The organism is Clostridium sp. (assembly GCF_050717535.1).
In the GTDB taxonomy this organism is placed as follows: domain Bacteria; phylum Bacillota; class Clostridia; order Clostridiales; family Clostridiaceae; genus Clostridium_AD.
Map to the genome: position 1 here is coordinate 42,179 of NZ_JBOITM010000074.1, position 16,730 is coordinate 58,908.

The window sequence follows — 16,730 nt, forward strand, 5'->3', positions numbered from 1 at the left end:
GGGGAGGAATAAATAATGGTATCAGAAAACGAATTAAAAAAATTAGTGGAGCAGGTTTTACAAGAAATGACATCTAAGGGTGCAAAAGCTCCAGCAAAGGTTGAAAATAATACAAGTGTTGAGGTTGAAGATGGATTTATCGAGGATATTACAACTGTTGATATTAAAAGTCAACTTTTAGTTCCAAATCCAGCAGATGCTAAGGGATATTTAAAAATGAAACAAGCTACTCCAGCAAGATTGGGTATTTGGAGAGCCGGTCCTAGGTATAAAACAGAAACAGCTTTAAGAGTTAGAGCCGATCATGCAGCAGCTCAAGATTCAGTTTTCTCATATGTTTCAGAGGAATTCTTAAAAGAAATGAATTTATTTTCTATTGAAACAGAGTGCGTCGATAAAAATGAATATATAACAAGACCAGATCTAGGAAAAAAGATAAATTCAGAGGGTATAAAAGCTATAAAAGATAACTGCAAAATGAGACCACAAGTACAAATATATGTATCAGATGGATTAAGCTCAGCTGCTATAGAAGCTAATATCCGTGATGTACTTCCAGCTATGATTCAAGGCCTTGAGGGCTTTCGAATTTCTGTAGGAACACCATTCTTCCTTAAAAATGGTAGAGTAGGGGCTATGGATGTAGTGTCCGAAACTACAGAAGCTGAAGTTACTTGTGTACTTATAGGGGAGAGACCAGGCCTTGTTACAGCAGAAAGTATGAGTGCTTATATAGCATATAAAGCTACTGTAAATATGCCAGAAGCTAGAAGGACAGTTGTATCTAATATCCATAGTGGTGGTACACCTCCAGTAGAGGCAGGAGCCCATTTGGCTGATATAATAAAAATAATGCTTGAAAAGAAAGCAAGTGGAGTAGATTTAAAATTATAGTAAAAAAATTATAATTAGGAGGGAAAACACATGAAAAATGAAGCTATTCGTGCAAAGGTATTAGGTGTAAAAATAATATCAAATGTTAGTCCAGATTTGGTAAAGGCTTTTAATTTAGCTCCACATCATAAGAGTTTAGGAATTATAACAGCAGATACAGATGATGTTACTTATACTGCTTTAGATGAAGCGACTAAATCAGCAGAGGTAGAAATAGTATATGCTAAATCAATGTATGCAGGTTCTGCAAATGCAAGTACTAAACTTGCAGGTGAAGTTATAGGAATAATGGCTGGGCCAAGTCCAGCAGAGGTTAGAAGTGGACTTAATTGTGCTATAGATTTCATTGAAAGCGGTGCAAATTTTGTAAGTGCTAATGAAGATAATTCCATTCCATATTTTGCTCACTGTGTATCAAGAACAGGAAGCTATTTATCAAAGAGTGCCAACATTAAAGAAGGAGAGCCACTAGCTTACCTAATAGCACCTCCCCTTGAAGCTATGTATGCATTAGATGCAGCGCTAAAAGCAGCAGATGTTGAAATGGTGACTTTTTACGGACCACCATCCGAAACTAACTTTGGTGGAGCACTCCTAACAGGAAGCCAATCAGCTTGTAAAGCAGCTTGTGATGCTTTTGCAGCAGCAGTACAATTTGTAGCTGAAAATCCTACAAATTATTAAAGTAGGTAAGATATATGAATAGAAGAGCCTTGGGCTTAATTGAGGTAAAAGGCTATCTTGGTGCCATAGAAGCTGCAGATGTAGCACTTAAGTCAGCTAATGTAAATCTCATAGGTTGTGAAATAGTTAGAGGTGGGCTTGTAACTGTAAAACTAGAAGGTGATGTTTCTTCAGTTAAAGCAGCTGTGGAGGCTGCTGAAGATGCCCTTGCTAAGTTGAATGTTTTACTAGCATCTCATGTGATTGCGAGACCAGATACATCAGTTTGGGATATTATTGAAAACAAGATAAATAAAGAGGAAAAATCACAAAAGATTGAAGAGATAGAACGCGAAGATAATACACAAGAAAATAGTACAAGCCTAAGAGAAGATTTAGAGAGTAAGAAAGTAAATGACCTCAGAACTTTAGCAAGAAGTTTTAACTTAGATACTATGACTAAGAAACAAATAAAATTTGCTAAAAAAGATAGGCTTGTAGATGAGATTATGCTGTTCTATCAGAGGAGGACTAAATAATGGATAAGGATTTAATGTCAATTCAAGAAGTAAGGGATCTTATAGCTAGTGCAAAATTAGCACAAAAAAAACTTGGCGAAATGAGTCAAGGTCAAATCGATAAAATAGTTAAAGCTATTTGTGATTCAGCTTTTGATAATGCTGAAAAATTAGCCAAAATGGCAGAGGAAGAAACAGGCTTTGGAAAATGGCAAGATAAAATTGTTAAAAACACTTTTGCAAGTAAATCAGTTTATGAGTATATAAAAGATTTAAAAACTGTAGGAATAATAAATGAAGATAGTGATAAGAAATTAGTTGAGGTTGCAGTTCCAGTAGGAGTAATTGCAGGACTTATTCCATCAACTAATCCTACATCTACAGCTATATATAAATCAATGATAGCTATAAAAGCAGGAAATTCTATAGTTTTCTCACCACATCCAATGGCTAAAAAATGTATATTGGAAACTGTGAGAATAATATCGCAGGCAGCAATGGCAGCAGGAGCACCAGAAGGAGCTATCGCATGTATGTCTGTACCAACAATGCAAGGTACAGAGGAGTTAATGAAGAATAGTGATATCTCATTAATACTGGCAACAGGTGGTACACCTATGGTTAAAGCAGCTTATAGTTCAGGTAATCCAGCTATAGGAGTAGGACCAGGAAATGGACCAGCTTTCATAGAAAAATCTGCAGATATTCCACTAGCAGTAAAGAGAATTTTAGACAGTAAGACCTTTGATAATGGAACTATCTGTGCTTCAGAACAATCTATAGTAGTTGAAGCTTGTTCCAAAGATAAAGTAATTTCAGAGCTTAAGGCGCAAGGAGCTTATTTCTTAAATAAAGAAGAAGCTGATAGACTTTCCGGATTTATACTTAGAAGCAATGGTTCAATGAACCCTCAAATAGTGGGAAAAAGTGTGCAAGCTATAGCTAAAATGGCTAACTTAAATGTTCCATCTGGAGCTAGGGTACTTATTGCTCAGGAAACAAATGTAGGGCATAAATATCCATATTCAAGAGAAAAGTTAGCCCCAATTTTAGCCTTTTATTGTGAAGAAACTTGGGAAAAAGCTTGCTCAAGATGTATTGATATATTAAACAATGAGGGTGCTGGACATACTCTTATAATTCATTCAAACAATGAAGATATAATTAGAGAGTTCGCACTTAAAAAACCGGTATCAAGAGTATTAGTTAATACACCAGGTTCTCTTGGCGGAATAGGAGCTACTACTAGCCTTGTACCAGCTTTAACACTAGGCTGTGGAGCAGTTGGCGGAAGTGCAACTTCTGATAATATTGGACCTATGAATTTGCTTAATATAAGAAGATTGGTTTATGGAATAAGGGAAATAGAAGATATAGTAGATAGAAAGAGCATTGCAAGTTCTAATAGTAAAAATGAAAACTTAAATGAAGATTCTATAAATCTAATAGTAGAAAAGATCATGGAAAAATTAAAAAGCCAATTATAAAAATAATTGATATAAATATACTAATAAAATCTTAGGAGGAATATAAAATGGCAAGTACAAATGCATTAGGAATGATCGAAACAAGAGGACTAGTAGCAGCAATAGAGGCAGCAGATGCAATGGTGAAGGCAGCAAATGTTACATTAGTAGGAAAAGAACAAATTGGTGCAGGACTAGTAACTGTAATGGTTAGAGGCGATGTTGGAGCTGTTAAAGCAGCTACTGATGCAGGAGCTGCAGCTGCAGAAAGAGTAGGAGAATTAGTTTCTGTTCATGTAATTCCAAGACCACATTCTGAAGTAGATGCAATACTTCCGAAAGTAAAAGAAGAAGTAGAAGAAGCTTAATATTTTAAATTATACTATCCCCACATATCAAAAGGTTGTGGCGGGTAGTATGTTTATATAAGGCTTTCTTAAGGGGATGTGAGTTATATGAGTTTGTTAACTGAAAGTGAGCTAAGAAAACAACTTAAAAATACAGACATTAAAGAATTTGAAGTAGTTAAGGGTGTTATTATAACACCGTCTGCAAAACAATATCTACAAGATAAAAATATTAAGCTTGTAATTGTTGATACACTAGGTTCTAAGAAACAAGGTGATTCCATGAACGAAAAAGAAGATGAGGGAAAGATTTTCCCAAAACTAATTTGCCTTCAAGGTGGATATTTAGAGGAAAAACCAGAGCATATGACACAGTTATATGGCAATAAATTAGTACCTAAGGACCATAGAAGAATAGAGTTTAGAGGAAGACTTGATAGCCTTCAATCTAAAATTTTAGAGACCCAAGTTTTAGCTTCAAATCTTAAAAATGAAGGGGTAATAAAGGATTTAGAGGAAATTCTAAATTTTGTACGTAATATATTAAGGGCGGAAGTATTAGAAGATGAACTTCCTGAATTCTCTCTACTTGGAATGAGTGAGAATGATCTTAGAGAAATATCACATAATCCTAAAAAGTACTTTAATATGGAGCATTTTATGCCCAGTTATAAAATGGGTGAAATAGTTGTTGCACTTAATTCTATAAGAAGTAACATAAGGGAAGTTGAAGTATATGGATTCAAGGCATTTAAAGACATTGATGGAGAGATAACAAGAAATGATATTATGAGATATTTAAATAGGTTAAGTAGCTGTTTGTATATAATGATGTTTAAGTTTTTATCAGGAAAATATAAATAGCTGAGATGTGATTTAAATAGAGGAGATGCAAGTATGACAGATATGAACATTGAATATATTGTAGAAGAGGTCATAAAAAGAGTAAATGAAAAATTAAGAATTACCGTTGAGGCATCAGGAAGACACGTCCACCTTTCAAGAGAAAGTATTAATTTGTTATTTGGAAAAGGTTATAAATTAACAAAGGCAAAGGATTTATCACAACCAGGCCAATATAGCTGCAATGAAAGAGTTAGTATAACTGGACCTAAAGGAACAATTAAAAATGTAATTGTGCTTGGACCAGAAAGAAGTAAGACACAGGTGGAAATATCTAAGACAGATGCACTTATTTTAGGAGTAAAAGCACCAATTCGCGAGTCAGGAAAACTAGAAGGTTCTGCAGGTATAACAATAACTACAGAAAATGCCTCTCTAACAATTAAAGAGGGTTTAATTGTTGCCAAACGTCACATACATTTAACACCAGAAGATGCAAAAATCTTTAAGGTTTGTGATAAAGAACTAGTAAAGGCCCAGGTATCTGGAGAAAGACCATTGATTTTTGATGATGTTGTAATTAGGGTAGACAAAGAGTACAAAACAACAATGCACATTGATTATGATGAAGCAAATGCCTGTGGATATATTAAAAGCTCTACTGCAAGAATTATGAAATAAAACCTTTATATAAGAAGGAAGTGATTTAATTGGATATTGAAATATTAGTGGATCTGATTACGAGAGAAGTTATGAACCGAATTCCAAGCTGTAAAAATAGTACTGTAATGGACACAAAAAAGGTGTTAGTAATAAGTTCCTGTAGTGAAGAATTAACAGCGGTCAAGGAGCTTGTACAGGATAAATATGAGGTTCATGCTTATAATAATGAAGATATAAATTTGAAAAACTATGAGCATATAATAGTTACAAATTTATGTAATAAAGGATTATCATCCATGGCACTTGGTTTATGCAATGATAAGGTGCAGGAGCTAGTAGTTGAGGCCTTCTTTAATGGCAAGAGAGTTTATGTGTTAAAAGAGGGAATACAATATAGAAAATATTCTAGAAATGCTAATGAAGCATTATATAATCTATATAATCAATATGAATGTAAAATCATGTCTTATGGAGCTATTCTAGTGAATGAAAGTGATTTATTGAAGTATATGGAAACAGATTTAGCTTGCAGTGAGGGATCAGCTCAAGTGGATTGCTTAGTAGGATCAAGTTTTGCATGCGGTGGAGTCATGACATCTAGTAGTGAATCAGGTTCAAAGACGGTGCGTTCAGAGGATTCAGTATTATCTAATCAAGTAATAGAAATAAACAATAAAAGACTTATTACAGAATCAGACCTTAAAAAATTATATATGAATGGAATAAAGGAAGTAAACTTAATTAAAAAAGTTATATTAACCCCACTTGCTCAAGACTTTATAAGAATAAAACAATTAAAGATAAATAGAGTATAGAATTATTTTGAAACATTTCAACAGGTAAAGGGATAAATAGAATAGTTCACAAATAAAAACAAAGGGGACAGTTAATGATTATTGGGAAAGTTATAGGAAATGTTTGGGCTACAAGAAAAGATGAAAAATTAAATGGACTAAAATTTTTGGTGATAGAACCATCTAAATCGTCAACTGGACAAGATAGCACGAATTTTGTTGCTGCAGATATAGTAGGCGCGGGTATAGGAGACAATGTATTAGTTACTAAAGGTAGCTCTGCGAGGGCATCACTTCATATAAAAGATGTACCTGTGGATGCTGTTATTGTAGGGATAATAGATAGTTTAGAAGTTGATGCAGAATTTCTGAAATAGCAAAACGGCTGCCCTATAAATAAATTTATTTGGAGTGAATCTATGATTAAGACTTTAGGAATGTTGGAATTTAGAAGTATAGCAAAGGGAATAGAGATAGCAGATGTAGTTTTAAAAGCTGCACAGGTAGAATTGTTATTATGTAAAACTATTTGTCCAGGGAAATATACGATACTTATGACAGGAGAAGTAGGAGCTGTTGAAGAAGCCTTGAATAAGGGCAAAGAGGAAAGTACAGGGTTTTTGATAGGCAGTTTTCTACTTCCAAATGTGCATAAGGACATTATACAATCATTAAAAAATAAAATTAGTGTAGAGCCTAAGGGTGCTATAGGGGTAGTGGAAACTACTAATGTAGTGTCAGGATTATTTATTTTAGATAAGGCACTTAAAGCAGCAGAGGTAAAGCTTTTCAAGCTAAGCCTAGGTATGGCTATAGGTGGAAAATCATATTTTGTTATTTATGGTGATGTAAGTTCTGTTAAAGAAGCAGTAAAAGAAGCTCTAAGCGTGGTTGAAGAGAAAAAAATAGTCTATAGCATAGTAATCCCATCACCATCTGAGGAACTAATAAACAGTTTGTAATTAATAGGCAAAATAATGTAGAAAAGATATAAAAGTAATATTTACCTCCAAAAATATATATAAGAAGGGGATATAAACATGGGAATAAATGAAATTATTATATACATAATGGTTATTTTTATGGTTTTAGGTGCAATAGATAAGTGCATAGGAAACAAATTTGGTCTAGGAGAGCAATTTGAAGAGGGCTTTATGGCAATGGGTTCATTAACTATAGCCATGGTTGGTGTAGTTTGTTTAGCACCAGTACTTGCAAGTGTACTAAAACCTGTAATAGTACCAATTTATACTGCACTCGGTGCAGATCCATCTATGTTTGCTACTACTTTACTTGCTTGTGATATGGGAGGATACCCTCTTGCAAAAGAACTTGCACAAACAGCTCAAGCAGCGAGTTTCTCGGGGGTAATTATAGGATCTATGATGGGACCAACTATTGTATTTACTATACCAGTTGCTCTTGGAATAATTAGAAAAGAAGACCATAAATTCTTAGCAACAGGAGTACTTGCAGGAATAATAACAATTCCTATAGGAGCATTTATAGGAGGAATTGTAGCTGGATTTGGAGTAATAATGGTCCTTAAAAATCTTATTCCAATAATAATAGTTGCAGCGCTTTTAGCTATAGGCTTGTGGAGAATTCCTGAAAAAATGATAAAAGGCTTTAGTGTTTTTGGAAAAGGAGTAGTTGTGGTAATAACAATAGGTCTTGCAGCTATAATAGTAGAAACTTTAACAGGATTGGTTGTTATTCCTGGCATGGCACCATTATCAGATGGTATCGCTATAGTAGGTTCTATTGCCATAGTCTTAGCAGGAGCCTTCCCAATGGTTTTTGTTATAACAAAAGTATTTAAAAAACCTCTTATGAAACTTGGTTCATTGTTAGGTATGAATGATATTTCAGCAGCAGGTATGGTGGCAAGTCTTGCAAATAATATACCAATGTTTGGAATGATGAAGGATATGGATGATAGAGGTAAGATAATTAACGTTGCGTTTGCAGTTAGTGCGTCCTTTGTATTTGGAGATCATTTAGGTTTTGTTGCAGGAGTAGAAAAAGGAATGATATTCCCCATGATAGTTGCAAAATTAATTGGTGGAATTACAGCAGTTGCACTCGCTTGTTTTATACTTAAAAGAAATAAAAAAGACATGGCTATTGAAGCAAAATAACAATGAATGGAGGAATTAAATTGGAAAATATAGATGCAAAATTAATTGAAGACATGGTGAGAAAAATAATAACTGAAAGTTTATCTAAAGATAAATGCGGATTTGAAAAACAAGTAGATCCTAGTGGTATAATGTCAATAAAATTAGACACTGTAAAAATGGGTAAGTTTGATACAGGCAAAGAGGGAGACGATGTACTTTTAACTGATGTTGTAACATTAGAAGAAAGCCCAAGACTTGGATGCGGTCTTATGGAGATGAAAGAGACAACCTTTGACTGGACATTAAATTATGACGAAATAGATTATGTTATAGAGGGAACTTTAGAAGTAATCATTGATGGAAGAAAAGTTGTAGCCAATAAAGGGGAAATAATCTTAATTCCTAAAAATTCAAAAATTCAATTTAGTGTTCCAAACTATGCAAAGTTTATGTTTGTAACATATCCTGCTAATTGGGCGGATTTGAAGTAGATTTGTTTGTCTATAAAACTAATAGAAAAAGAAGCGGATTGCCGCTTCTTTTAGTGTTTTATATAAATAATAAAGTAATAAATGCTAAAAATATGATTAAGTAAATCTAATAAATAATAATTCATACAGCAATTAATGCCCATATTAAAAAAATAATCTCATTTATAAGCATAATTAAAATAAATATATAATATTAGGAGGAATTTACCAAAAAATCTTGAATATATGTAATATATACTATTTTATATTATAAGGGAGCGTTTTAGATGGAATTAAGCAAACTAGAAAATCAAATAGTGATGGATATTTATGATGCTGATATGTCGCCAGGAATGTCATTTGAAATTCAAAATTATAAATTAGATGAGCAAGACCCAAAAGACAGGAAACAAGAATTTGCTTATCATTTAGTAAAATTAAAAAGATTAGGTTTAATAAAGTATGAAGAAAAAGAAGCCTTCTTAAAAGGTGGAAGTATTAGCGCTAAATATAATAATAGTGTAAGAGTGGTTCGTGAGGATAAAATACACATTGATTATGAGGGAATAAAATTGGTAGAAGAGGATAAAAGAAACCTATAACTTAGGTGAAAAAAGAATTCTAGTAATAGGGTTCTTTTTTATTAGTAAACATATTGACCAAAATCGTATGTTTATGGGTTAAGGGCATATGTCCTTTTCATTATAAGCAATTTATGATATATTATTGGTATAAAAATTTTATCATTTGTTCTCCGAGTCATATTTCCTAAGGGATGCTATGGAATTATGACCGTTAGGGTTAAATTGAAAACGATTTAGCCTTCCATTTGAAAAGGGGGATGCTTAATTGTCATTCTCTTTTATATACAAAAATATAAAGGGGGATTTTTTTATGTCAATATTTAAAATTAAACGTCGTTTCAAGAATTTATTAGTAATATCACTTTGTATTGTTATGGCTTTTGCTATAACAGCATGTTCAAAAGAAGAGAGGTCTATGGTTCTTGCAACCACAACAAGTACTCAAGATTCAGGGCTTTTGGATTATTTGCTGCCCTTATTTAAAGCAGATACAGGTATTACAGTTAAGGTACTTGCTAAAGGAACAGGAGAAGCAATAGAGGTTGCCAAGCGTGGAGATGCAGATGCATTGCTTGTGCATGCAAAGTCTCAAGAACTTCAATTTGTTAAAGATGGATTTGCTACAGAAAGGCTTGAAGTGATGTATAATGACTTTGTAATAGTAGGACCAAAAGATGACCCTGCAAAACTTAAAGAGAAAGCTCCAAAAGATGCAACAGCTGCATTAAAATTACTTAGTAGCAGTGAAGCAAAATTTATATCTAGAGGAGATAAATCAGGTACTAATACAAAAGAACTTTCTATATGGAAGGCTGCAGGAATAACACCTACTGGAAAATGGTATATATCAGCAGGAAAAGGCATGGGAGCAGTACTTACAATGGCATCTGAGAAAAAAGCTTATACATTGACTGACAGGGCTACATATTTAAATATGAAGGCTACATTAGATTTGGATATTGTTACTGAAAAGGGTACAGATTTATTAAATCAGTATGCTTTATTAAGAATGGATGATAGCAAGAATAAAATTAAAGTAGAAGAAGAAAACGAATTTATTGATTGGATGCTTTCTGATAAAGGACAAAAGCTTATAGGTGAATATGGCAAGGAGAAATATGGCATGCCTTTATTTGTACCTAATGCAAATTAGGACTAATGCAAATTAGCACTAATGTAATTAGAACTAATGCGAAAAAATAGGTGATTTTATGAGTTATTATGGAGAAGTTGCACATATAGTTTTATTATCCTTGTTTGTTTCAATTACAGCCACATTAATAGCATCAATGGCAGGGATGTTACTAGCAATACCTCTTGCCTTAAAAGATTTTAGGATGAAAAAATATATTGTGAGAATATCTGAAACTTCTATGAGTATTCCACCAGTGCTAATGGGACTGGTGGTTTATCTATTACTTTCAAGAAAGGGACCGTTAGGACATTTTGAACTGTTATATACTCCTGCGGCAATGATTATAGCTCAGAGTCTTCTGGTATTTCCAATAGTATTTGGGCTTACTGTTTCAGCAATAGGAGGTCGTGGAAGGGAAATTAAGAAAAATTGTATTTCTTTAGGTGCAGGAAATAGAGAAACTCTACTTTTAATAATAAGAGAATGCAAAGCTCAACTTTTTTCTGTTGTTGCTGTTGGTTTTGGAAGGGCAATTTCTGAGGTTGGTGCAGTGATGATGGTAGGTGGAAATATAAAAGGTGATACAAGGGTAATGACTACATATATAGCGCTGGAAACTGGTCAAGGCAAATTTTCTGAGGCTATTACTATAGGGATTATATTGCTTTTTGTTGCATTTATGGTTAATTTTATTTTGCATGGACTTAGTAAGATAGATGAAAAATAGGTGATAGGGTATGAATATTAAATTGATAGATGTATGTAAAGAGTATAATGGAAAAGAAGTATTAAATATAGATGAACTAAATTTTAAACAAGGCTATGTTTATGCATTGCTTGGTTTAAATGGTAGTGGAAAGACTACACTTTTGCAATGTGCCTCAGGTATTGAGGCGTTTACAAGGGGAACTGTATTATATGACAATAAAGCATTTGGCGAATTTGTAAAAAGAGATATATCAGTTATGCTTCAAAGTCCATATTTATTCAATTCTTCAGTAATTGAAAATATAATAATGGGACTTAAATTCAGAAAATTCGGTAAAGATGCAATTGAGGAAAGAATAAGCCACTATGTGAACTGCTTTGAAATAGATGACTTGCTTAATAAAAATACTAGAGAGTTATCGGGTGGAGAACAAGCAAAGGTGTCCCTACTTAGAACAGCTATTTTGCAAACCAAGATGACTTTTTTGGATGAACCTACTGCCAGTATGGATATTGAAAGTACGCTAAGAGCTGAAAAACTTATAAAAGCTATGGCTAAAGGAAAGAGAAGTGTTATTTTAGTCACTCATGACTTAATGCAAGCTGAGAGAGTAGCTGATTTTGTTATATTTTTAGACAAGGGTAGAATTATTGAACAGGGAGAAAAACATAAGGTTCTTAATTTTCCAGAGCATAAATTGCTAAGACAACTTTTAAAAAGGAGTGATGACAATGATAAAAACAGCAATATTGACCATGAGTGATAAGGGCTTTCGAGGAGAAAGAATAGATGGTACAGGTCCTGCAATTACAAGTGAATTAGAAGATAAGGGATTTATTATAAGCTATTATAAAATGATTCCTGATGAAATTCGAGAAATAGAAAGAGAACTTATTTATTTATGTGATGAACTTAAGGTGGATTTAGTTTTAACTAATGGGGGAACAGGGTTTTCACAAAGAGATGTCACTCCAGAAGCTACTCAAAATGTAATTGAAAAATATGTGCCTGGTATTGGCGAGGCTATGAGAATGAAATCACTTCAAATTACACCAAAAGCAGTGCTTTCAAGAAGTATTGCAGGAATTCGTGGAAAGACTTTAATTATTAATCTTCCCGGTAGCCCTAAAGCTGCTGTAGAAAATCTAGGGTTTGTATTATCTGCAATTCCACACGGAATTGATATATTGAAAGGCGAGGCTAGCGAGTGCGCTACCAAGTAACGTGCGCTAGCAAGTAGCGAGCGCTAGCAAGTAGCGAGCGCTATCAAGTAGCAAAAGTGCTAGTGAATAACCACTACTACAACTAAATTAATTTGCTAAAATTAGAAAACTAACGCAGGCACTAGGGGGAATGACAATGGAACTTTTTAATGTGGTATCTGTAAAAGAGGCTAAAGAAATAATAGATAGTTCGTTTACGTATGCACTTGGATGTGAAAAAATCAATATTTTGCAAAGTGCTTCTAGAATTAGTTTTAGTGATATAAAAGCAGAATGTAATATACCTGAATTCAAAAGGTCAACAGTAGACGGTTATGCAGTGAATTCAAGAGATGTAAACGGAGCTAGTGAAGCGATGCCGGCTATGCTTTTCCTAAAAGGTGAGGTTTTAATGGGAAAGGTACCACCCTCAGATATAGCTTTGGGTGAGTGTATGTATGTGCCAACAGGAGGAATGCTTCCGGGTTCCGCAGATAGTGTTGTGATGATTGAGTATAGCCATGGGATGGATGAGGATACAATACTAATTTATTCACCTGCAGCTATGGGAGATAATGTAATACAAGTTGGTGAAGATATAAATGCTGGGGATATTGTTATTAAAAAAGGTGATAAGTTAAGACCCTATGAGATAGGCGTCCTTGCAAGTATAGGAATTTCAGAGGTAACAGTTTATAAAAGACCGAGGGTTGCTATTATTTCAACTGGTGATGAAGTAGTGCCTTGTGAAGAAAAACCATCTATAGGACAGGTGAGAGACATAAATACAAATCTGATTTGGTCCTTGCTTCTTGAGGATGGAATGCAGCCAGTAAGTTATGGAATTATTAAAGATGAATATAATGATTTAAAGAATACAGTTGATAGAGCTTTTAATGAATGTGATATGGTATTGATTTCAGGAGGAAGTTCCGTAGGTAAGAAGGATCAGACCTTAAAGGTGATATCGTCCTACGACGATGGAGAGGTTTTGGTACATGGTATAGCAGTAAAACCTGGGAAACCAACTATAATAGGAAAACATGGTGAAAAAATAATATTTGGACTGCCAGGACATCCACTTGCGTGCTCCATTGTATATAAGGTACTTGTTAAAGAATATTTATATGGATTAACATCTCAAAGCGAAAAAATCTATGGAACAGATGCAGTAATAAGTATAAACTACCATAGTGCTAAGGGCCGCGAGGAATATTTACCTGTAGAGCTTGAAACAATAGAAAATATGGTGGTTGCAAAACCTGTGTTTGGTAAATCTGGGTTAATATCAGTATTTTCAAAGGCCTGGGGATATGTTGTTATAGATAAGAACGTAGAAGGTTTAAAGGAAGGGCAAATAGTACAAGTTTACAGATTATAAATAAAATGATTAACTATATGGACAAAGGGGATGAGAGTATTGGCTCAAGAGGTTTTTTTATCAAATATGGATTTAAAAGAGGCAATTGATTTATATTTTAACAAATTACTTCCTATAAAGAGTGAAGTAGAGTATGTTGTTACTTGGGATGCTGCAGGAAGAGTTTCATACTTGCCAATTTTTGCGGAAATATCCTCGCCTTTTTATAATAGTTCAGCCATGGATGGGATTGCAACGATAAGTACAAAAACTTATGGTGCAACAGATAGAAGTCATATTAAACTCGAGGAAGGGATCGACTATTTAGTGGTAGATACTGGAGATCCTATACCGAAAGAATATGATTGCGTAATTATGGTAGAGGATTTGATAAATGTAGAAAAGGGAAAAATAGCTATTTATAAGAGCGCTACCCCTTGGCAGCATATTAGAACTATTGGGGAAGACATTGTTCAGACACAACTTATTATTCCATCAAAGCATTTAATTAGGCCAGTTGATATAGCATCTATTATAGCCGGAGGAGTAAATGAAATTTCGGTGTATAAAAGACCAGTGGTTGGAATAATACCAACTGGAACTGAGATGGTGGAGCCCGGTGGTGACCTTGTGGTTGGAGACATAATTGAGTTTAACTCAAGAGTATTTTCTGCGCAAGTTAAGGAGTGGGGAGGAATACCTCTAAGATTTGATATAGTAATAGATGATTATTCACTTATTAAAGATGCTGTGAAAAGTGCAGTAGACAAGTGCGATATTATACTTATAAGCGCAGGTTCTTCAGCTGGTAGGGAGGATTTTACATGTAAGGTAATAGAGGAACTCGGTGAAGTTTATGTACATGGAGTAGCTATAAAGCCGGGTAAACCTGTTATTCTAGGGAGTATAGAAGGAAAGCCTGTTATTGGTATACCGGGATTTCCTGTGTCTGCTTATTTTGTAATGGAGAATATCTGTAAAAATATAGTCCGTACTTATCAAGGGATAAATAATGAAGAGAAAAAAACTATTGAGGCTATGCTTACTAGACGGACCATGTCAACACTAAAATATTTAGAGTTTGTTAGAGTTAAGATTGGTTTTGTTTCTGGAAAATATATTGCTACACCTATAGGTCGTGGGGCTGGAACAACAATGTCTTTAGTTAGGGCAGATGGGGTATTAGAAATTCCACAAAATATAGAAGGATATGAAGTGGGAACTAAAGTAAATGTTAAGCTTTTAAGAAGCCAGGATGAAATTAAAAATACTCTTGTATGCATTGGAAGTCATGACCCAATAGTAGATATAATTTCTGATCTTTTCCATATTAAAAACGCCAACTATTTTCTTTCATCTGCTCATGTTGGAAGCATGGGAGGCATAATGGCATTGAAAGGCTCAGAAACCCATATAGCTCCGATTCATTTACTTGACATGGAGGATGGAAGCTATAATATATCGTATCTTAAAAAATATTTAGGGTATAAACCTATGGCATTAATTAAAGGTGTTAAAAGAATTCAGGGAATAATAGTGCCTAAAGGAAACCCATTAAATATTAAATCACTTTCAGATATAGCTATAAAGGGTAGAAAATTTGTTAATAGGCAAAGAGGTTCAGGTACTAGGTTATTTTTAGATTATAACCTAAAGAAAATTGATATTAATTCAAAAGATATATATGGCTATGAAAGAGAGGAATTCACTCACATTGCTGTTGCAGCTGTAGTTGCTGCAGGGGATGCAGATTGTGGACTTGGAGTTTATTCTGCAGCAAAGCTCATGGACCTTGATTTTATAAAACTTGGAAATGAAGAATATGATTTTGCTGTGCCTGTTGAGGTTCTAAATACAAATATGATACGCGAATTTATAAAAGTAATTAGAGGCGATGATTTTAAAAGAGAACTTGATAAACTTGGAGGCTATGATTATTCAGAAATAGGTGAAATAATTGAAATTTAGGAGGGGATTTTGTGAGGGATAGTAATGGAAGAAACATCAATTATTTAAGAGTATCAGTAACTGATAGATGTAATTTAAGATGTATATATTGCATGCCAGAAGAAGGAGTTAAAAGTCTAAGACATGAGGATATTCTGCGTTTTGAAGATACTCTGAAAATTGTAAAGGTAGCTACCACATTAGGTATTAATAAAATAAGATATACTGGTGGAGAACCTCTAGTTATGAAAAATATAGACAAGTTAATATATGAAACTTCCAAACTACCAGGAATAGATGATATTTCTATAACTACAAATGGTATTTTGCTTTCTGATATGGCAGAGGATTTAAAAAAAGCAGGACTTAATAGAGTTAATATTAGCCTTGATACCCTTGATAGTGAAAAATATAAACGTATAACAAGGATAGGAAGTCTAGATAAAGTAATGGAAAGCATCTATAAGTGTTTATCCCTTGGGATAAAACCTGTAAAAATAAATACAGTATTAATGAGAGGTATTAATGATACAGAGTTTGAGGATTTTTTAAACTTAACTCGAGAGTTGCCAGTAGAAATAAGGTTTATAGAGCTTATGCCTATAGGTGAAGGTATTAAAATTTATGAAAAAAGTAAGATAAGCTTTATGGAAATATTAAAGCTCCATCCTGAGTTAACACAAATAAAGACTCCTAAAAGCAGCACTGCGGAGTTGTACAAGTTAGCTGGGGCAAAAGGGAAAATAGGATTCATTAGTCCTATAAGTTGTAAATTTTGCTCGGATTGTAATAAAATAAGGCTTACTTCCACAGGTACAATTAAACCTTGTCTTCATTCAGAGGAAGAAATAAACCTTAGAGAATACCTAAATAATGAAGAAAAGCTTACAGAGGTATTAAAATCAGCAATTTATAATAAGCCACTTGAACATCATCTGAAGGAAGATAGTGTTAGTAGGAGTATTAAGGTGATGTCTCAAATAGGCGGCTAAATAAACAAAAAAAAGGAGTT

Annotated in this window: 20 protein-coding genes and 1 riboswitch; all 20 genes read left to right on the forward strand. The window is 33.8% G+C overall.

What is annotated here, in order from left to right:
- Window positions 1-15: 15 nt before the first annotated feature.
- On the forward strand, window positions 16-894 hold the full coding sequence (gene eutC / locus ACREVU_RS13820) for an ethanolamine ammonia-lyase subunit EutC (RefSeq protein WP_431552185.1): 879 nt from the start codon (window positions 16-18) through the stop codon (window positions 892-894).
- Window positions 895-924: 30 nt separating this feature from the next.
- Window positions 925-1,578 carry an ethanolamine utilization microcompartment protein EutL gene (eutL, locus tag ACREVU_RS13825; RefSeq protein WP_431552186.1) on the forward strand — a complete coding sequence of 218 codons (654 nt, stop codon included), beginning with the start codon at window positions 925-927 and terminating at the stop codon, window positions 1,576-1,578.
- A 14-nt stretch (window positions 1,579-1,592) separates the two neighbouring features.
- A complete protein-coding gene (locus tag ACREVU_RS13830; RefSeq protein ID WP_431552187.1) occupies window positions 1,593-2,096 on the forward strand; it encodes a BMC domain-containing protein in 504 nt (167 codons plus the stop codon).
- Window positions 2,096-3,562 (forward strand): acetaldehyde dehydrogenase (acetylating), encoded by a 1,467-nt coding sequence (locus tag ACREVU_RS13835; RefSeq protein WP_431552188.1) that lies wholly within the window; start codon window positions 2,096-2,098, stop codon window positions 3,560-3,562. The genes ACREVU_RS13830 and ACREVU_RS13835 overlap by 1 nt, the downstream gene beginning before the upstream one ends.
- Window positions 3,563-3,609: 47 nt before the next feature.
- Window positions 3,610-3,909: an ethanolamine utilization microcompartment protein EutM gene (eutM, locus tag ACREVU_RS13840; RefSeq protein WP_216163132.1), complete on the forward strand. Its 300-nt coding sequence runs from the start codon at window positions 3,610-3,612 to the stop codon at window positions 3,907-3,909.
- 87 nt (window positions 3,910-3,996) lie between these two features.
- The gene (locus ACREVU_RS13845; protein ID WP_431552189.1) at window positions 3,997-4,752 is read left to right on the forward strand and encodes a cobalamin adenosyltransferase family protein; all 756 of its coding nucleotides are present in this window, start codon (window positions 3,997-3,999) and stop codon (window positions 4,750-4,752) included.
- 33 nt (window positions 4,753-4,785) lie between these two features.
- Window positions 4,786-5,412 carry an ethanolamine utilization phosphate acetyltransferase EutD gene (gene eutD / locus ACREVU_RS13850; protein WP_431552190.1) on the forward strand — a complete coding sequence of 209 codons (627 nt, stop codon included), beginning with the start codon at window positions 4,786-4,788 and terminating at the stop codon, window positions 5,410-5,412.
- A gap of 29 nt (window positions 5,413-5,441) precedes the next feature.
- Window positions 5,442-6,209, forward strand: coding sequence for a hypothetical protein (locus ACREVU_RS13855; RefSeq protein WP_431552191.1), 768 nt, complete (start codon window positions 5,442-5,444; stop codon window positions 6,207-6,209).
- Window positions 6,210-6,283: 74 nt separating this feature from the next.
- Window positions 6,284-6,565 carry a EutN/CcmL family microcompartment protein gene (locus tag ACREVU_RS13860; protein WP_431552192.1) on the forward strand — a complete coding sequence of 94 codons (282 nt, stop codon included), beginning with the start codon at window positions 6,284-6,286 and terminating at the stop codon, window positions 6,563-6,565.
- A 42-nt stretch (window positions 6,566-6,607) separates the two neighbouring features.
- The gene (locus tag ACREVU_RS13865) at window positions 6,608-7,150 is read left to right on the forward strand and encodes a BMC domain-containing protein (protein WP_431552193.1); all 543 of its coding nucleotides are present in this window, start codon (window positions 6,608-6,610) and stop codon (window positions 7,148-7,150) included.
- Between the two features lie 78 nt (window positions 7,151-7,228).
- Window positions 7,229-8,329 carry an ethanolamine utilization protein EutH gene (gene eutH / locus ACREVU_RS13870; RefSeq protein WP_431552194.1) on the forward strand — a complete coding sequence of 367 codons (1,101 nt, stop codon included), beginning with the start codon at window positions 7,229-7,231 and terminating at the stop codon, window positions 8,327-8,329.
- A 20-nt stretch (window positions 8,330-8,349) separates the two neighbouring features.
- Window positions 8,350-8,802, forward strand: coding sequence for a EutQ-related cupin domain-containing protein (locus ACREVU_RS13875; protein ID WP_431552195.1), 453 nt, complete (start codon window positions 8,350-8,352; stop codon window positions 8,800-8,802).
- A gap of 266 nt (window positions 8,803-9,068) precedes the next feature.
- Window positions 9,069-9,383 (forward strand): hypothetical protein, encoded by a 315-nt coding sequence (locus ACREVU_RS13880; RefSeq protein ID WP_431552196.1) that lies wholly within the window; start codon window positions 9,069-9,071, stop codon window positions 9,381-9,383.
- Between the two features lie 138 nt (window positions 9,384-9,521).
- Window positions 9,522-9,637, forward strand: a riboswitch (molybdenum cofactor riboswitch).
- A 38-nt stretch (window positions 9,638-9,675) separates the two neighbouring features.
- Window positions 9,676-10,518 carry an ABC transporter substrate-binding protein gene (locus tag ACREVU_RS13885; RefSeq protein ID WP_431552197.1) on the forward strand — a complete coding sequence of 281 codons (843 nt, stop codon included), beginning with the start codon at window positions 9,676-9,678 and terminating at the stop codon, window positions 10,516-10,518.
- A 58-nt stretch (window positions 10,519-10,576) separates the two neighbouring features.
- Window positions 10,577-11,227 (forward strand): ABC transporter permease, encoded by a 651-nt coding sequence (locus ACREVU_RS13890; RefSeq protein WP_431552198.1) that lies wholly within the window; start codon window positions 10,577-10,579, stop codon window positions 11,225-11,227.
- A 10-nt stretch (window positions 11,228-11,237) separates the two neighbouring features.
- A complete protein-coding gene (locus ACREVU_RS13895) occupies window positions 11,238-11,972 on the forward strand; it encodes an ATP-binding cassette domain-containing protein (protein WP_431552199.1) in 735 nt (244 codons plus the stop codon).
- Window positions 11,941-12,432: a MogA/MoaB family molybdenum cofactor biosynthesis protein gene (locus ACREVU_RS13900; RefSeq protein WP_431552200.1), complete on the forward strand. Its 492-nt coding sequence runs from the start codon at window positions 11,941-11,943 to the stop codon at window positions 12,430-12,432. The genes ACREVU_RS13895 and ACREVU_RS13900 overlap by 32 nt, the downstream gene beginning before the upstream one ends.
- Window positions 12,433-12,568: 136 nt before the next feature.
- The gene (locus tag ACREVU_RS13905; protein WP_431552201.1) at window positions 12,569-13,792 is read left to right on the forward strand and encodes a molybdopterin molybdotransferase MoeA; all 1,224 of its coding nucleotides are present in this window, start codon (window positions 12,569-12,571) and stop codon (window positions 13,790-13,792) included.
- Between the two features lie 39 nt (window positions 13,793-13,831).
- Complete coding sequence (locus ACREVU_RS13910; protein WP_431552202.1) at window positions 13,832-15,739, forward strand: molybdopterin biosynthesis protein; 1,908 nt, start codon at window positions 13,832-13,834, stop codon at window positions 15,737-15,739.
- Between the two features lie 11 nt (window positions 15,740-15,750).
- Window positions 15,751-16,710 (forward strand): GTP 3',8-cyclase MoaA, encoded by a 960-nt coding sequence (gene moaA / locus ACREVU_RS13915; RefSeq protein ID WP_431552203.1) that lies wholly within the window; start codon window positions 15,751-15,753, stop codon window positions 16,708-16,710.
- The last annotated feature ends 20 nt before the right edge of the window (window positions 16,711-16,730 follow it).

Excerpts from the sequence above, each read along its gene's own strand:
- eutC (WP_431552185.1), top strand. The coding sequence starts at position 16 with ATGGTATCAGAAAACGAATTAAAAAAATTAGTGGAGCAGGTTTTACAA.
- eutL (WP_431552186.1), top strand. The coding sequence starts at position 925 with ATGAAAAATGAAGCTATTCGTGCAAAGGTATTAGGTGTAAAAATAATA.
- ACREVU_RS13830 (WP_431552187.1), top strand. The coding sequence starts at position 1,593 with ATGAATAGAAGAGCCTTGGGCTTAATTGAGGTAAAAGGCTATCTTGGT.
- ACREVU_RS13835 (WP_431552188.1), top strand. The coding sequence starts at position 2,096 with ATGGATAAGGATTTAATGTCAATTCAAGAAGTAAGGGATCTTATAGCT.
- eutM (WP_216163132.1), top strand. The coding sequence starts at position 3,610 with ATGGCAAGTACAAATGCATTAGGAATGATCGAAACAAGAGGACTAGTA.
- ACREVU_RS13845 (WP_431552189.1), top strand. The coding sequence starts at position 3,997 with ATGAGTTTGTTAACTGAAAGTGAGCTAAGAAAACAACTTAAAAATACA.
- eutD (WP_431552190.1), top strand. The coding sequence starts at position 4,786 with ATGACAGATATGAACATTGAATATATTGTAGAAGAGGTCATAAAAAGA.
- ACREVU_RS13860 (WP_431552192.1), top strand. The coding sequence starts at position 6,284 with ATGATTATTGGGAAAGTTATAGGAAATGTTTGGGCTACAAGAAAAGAT.
- ACREVU_RS13865 (WP_431552193.1), top strand. The coding sequence starts at position 6,608 with ATGATTAAGACTTTAGGAATGTTGGAATTTAGAAGTATAGCAAAGGGA.
- eutH (WP_431552194.1), top strand. The coding sequence starts at position 7,229 with ATGGGAATAAATGAAATTATTATATACATAATGGTTATTTTTATGGTT.
- ACREVU_RS13880 (WP_431552196.1), top strand. The coding sequence starts at position 9,069 with ATGGAATTAAGCAAACTAGAAAATCAAATAGTGATGGATATTTATGAT.
- ACREVU_RS13885 (WP_431552197.1), top strand. The coding sequence starts at position 9,676 with ATGTCAATATTTAAAATTAAACGTCGTTTCAAGAATTTATTAGTAATA.
- ACREVU_RS13890 (WP_431552198.1), top strand. The coding sequence starts at position 10,577 with ATGAGTTATTATGGAGAAGTTGCACATATAGTTTTATTATCCTTGTTT.
- ACREVU_RS13895 (WP_431552199.1), top strand. The coding sequence starts at position 11,238 with ATGAATATTAAATTGATAGATGTATGTAAAGAGTATAATGGAAAAGAA.
- ACREVU_RS13900 (WP_431552200.1), top strand. The coding sequence starts at position 11,941 with ATGATAAAAACAGCAATATTGACCATGAGTGATAAGGGCTTTCGAGGA.
- ACREVU_RS13905 (WP_431552201.1), top strand. The coding sequence starts at position 12,569 with ATGGAACTTTTTAATGTGGTATCTGTAAAAGAGGCTAAAGAAATAATA.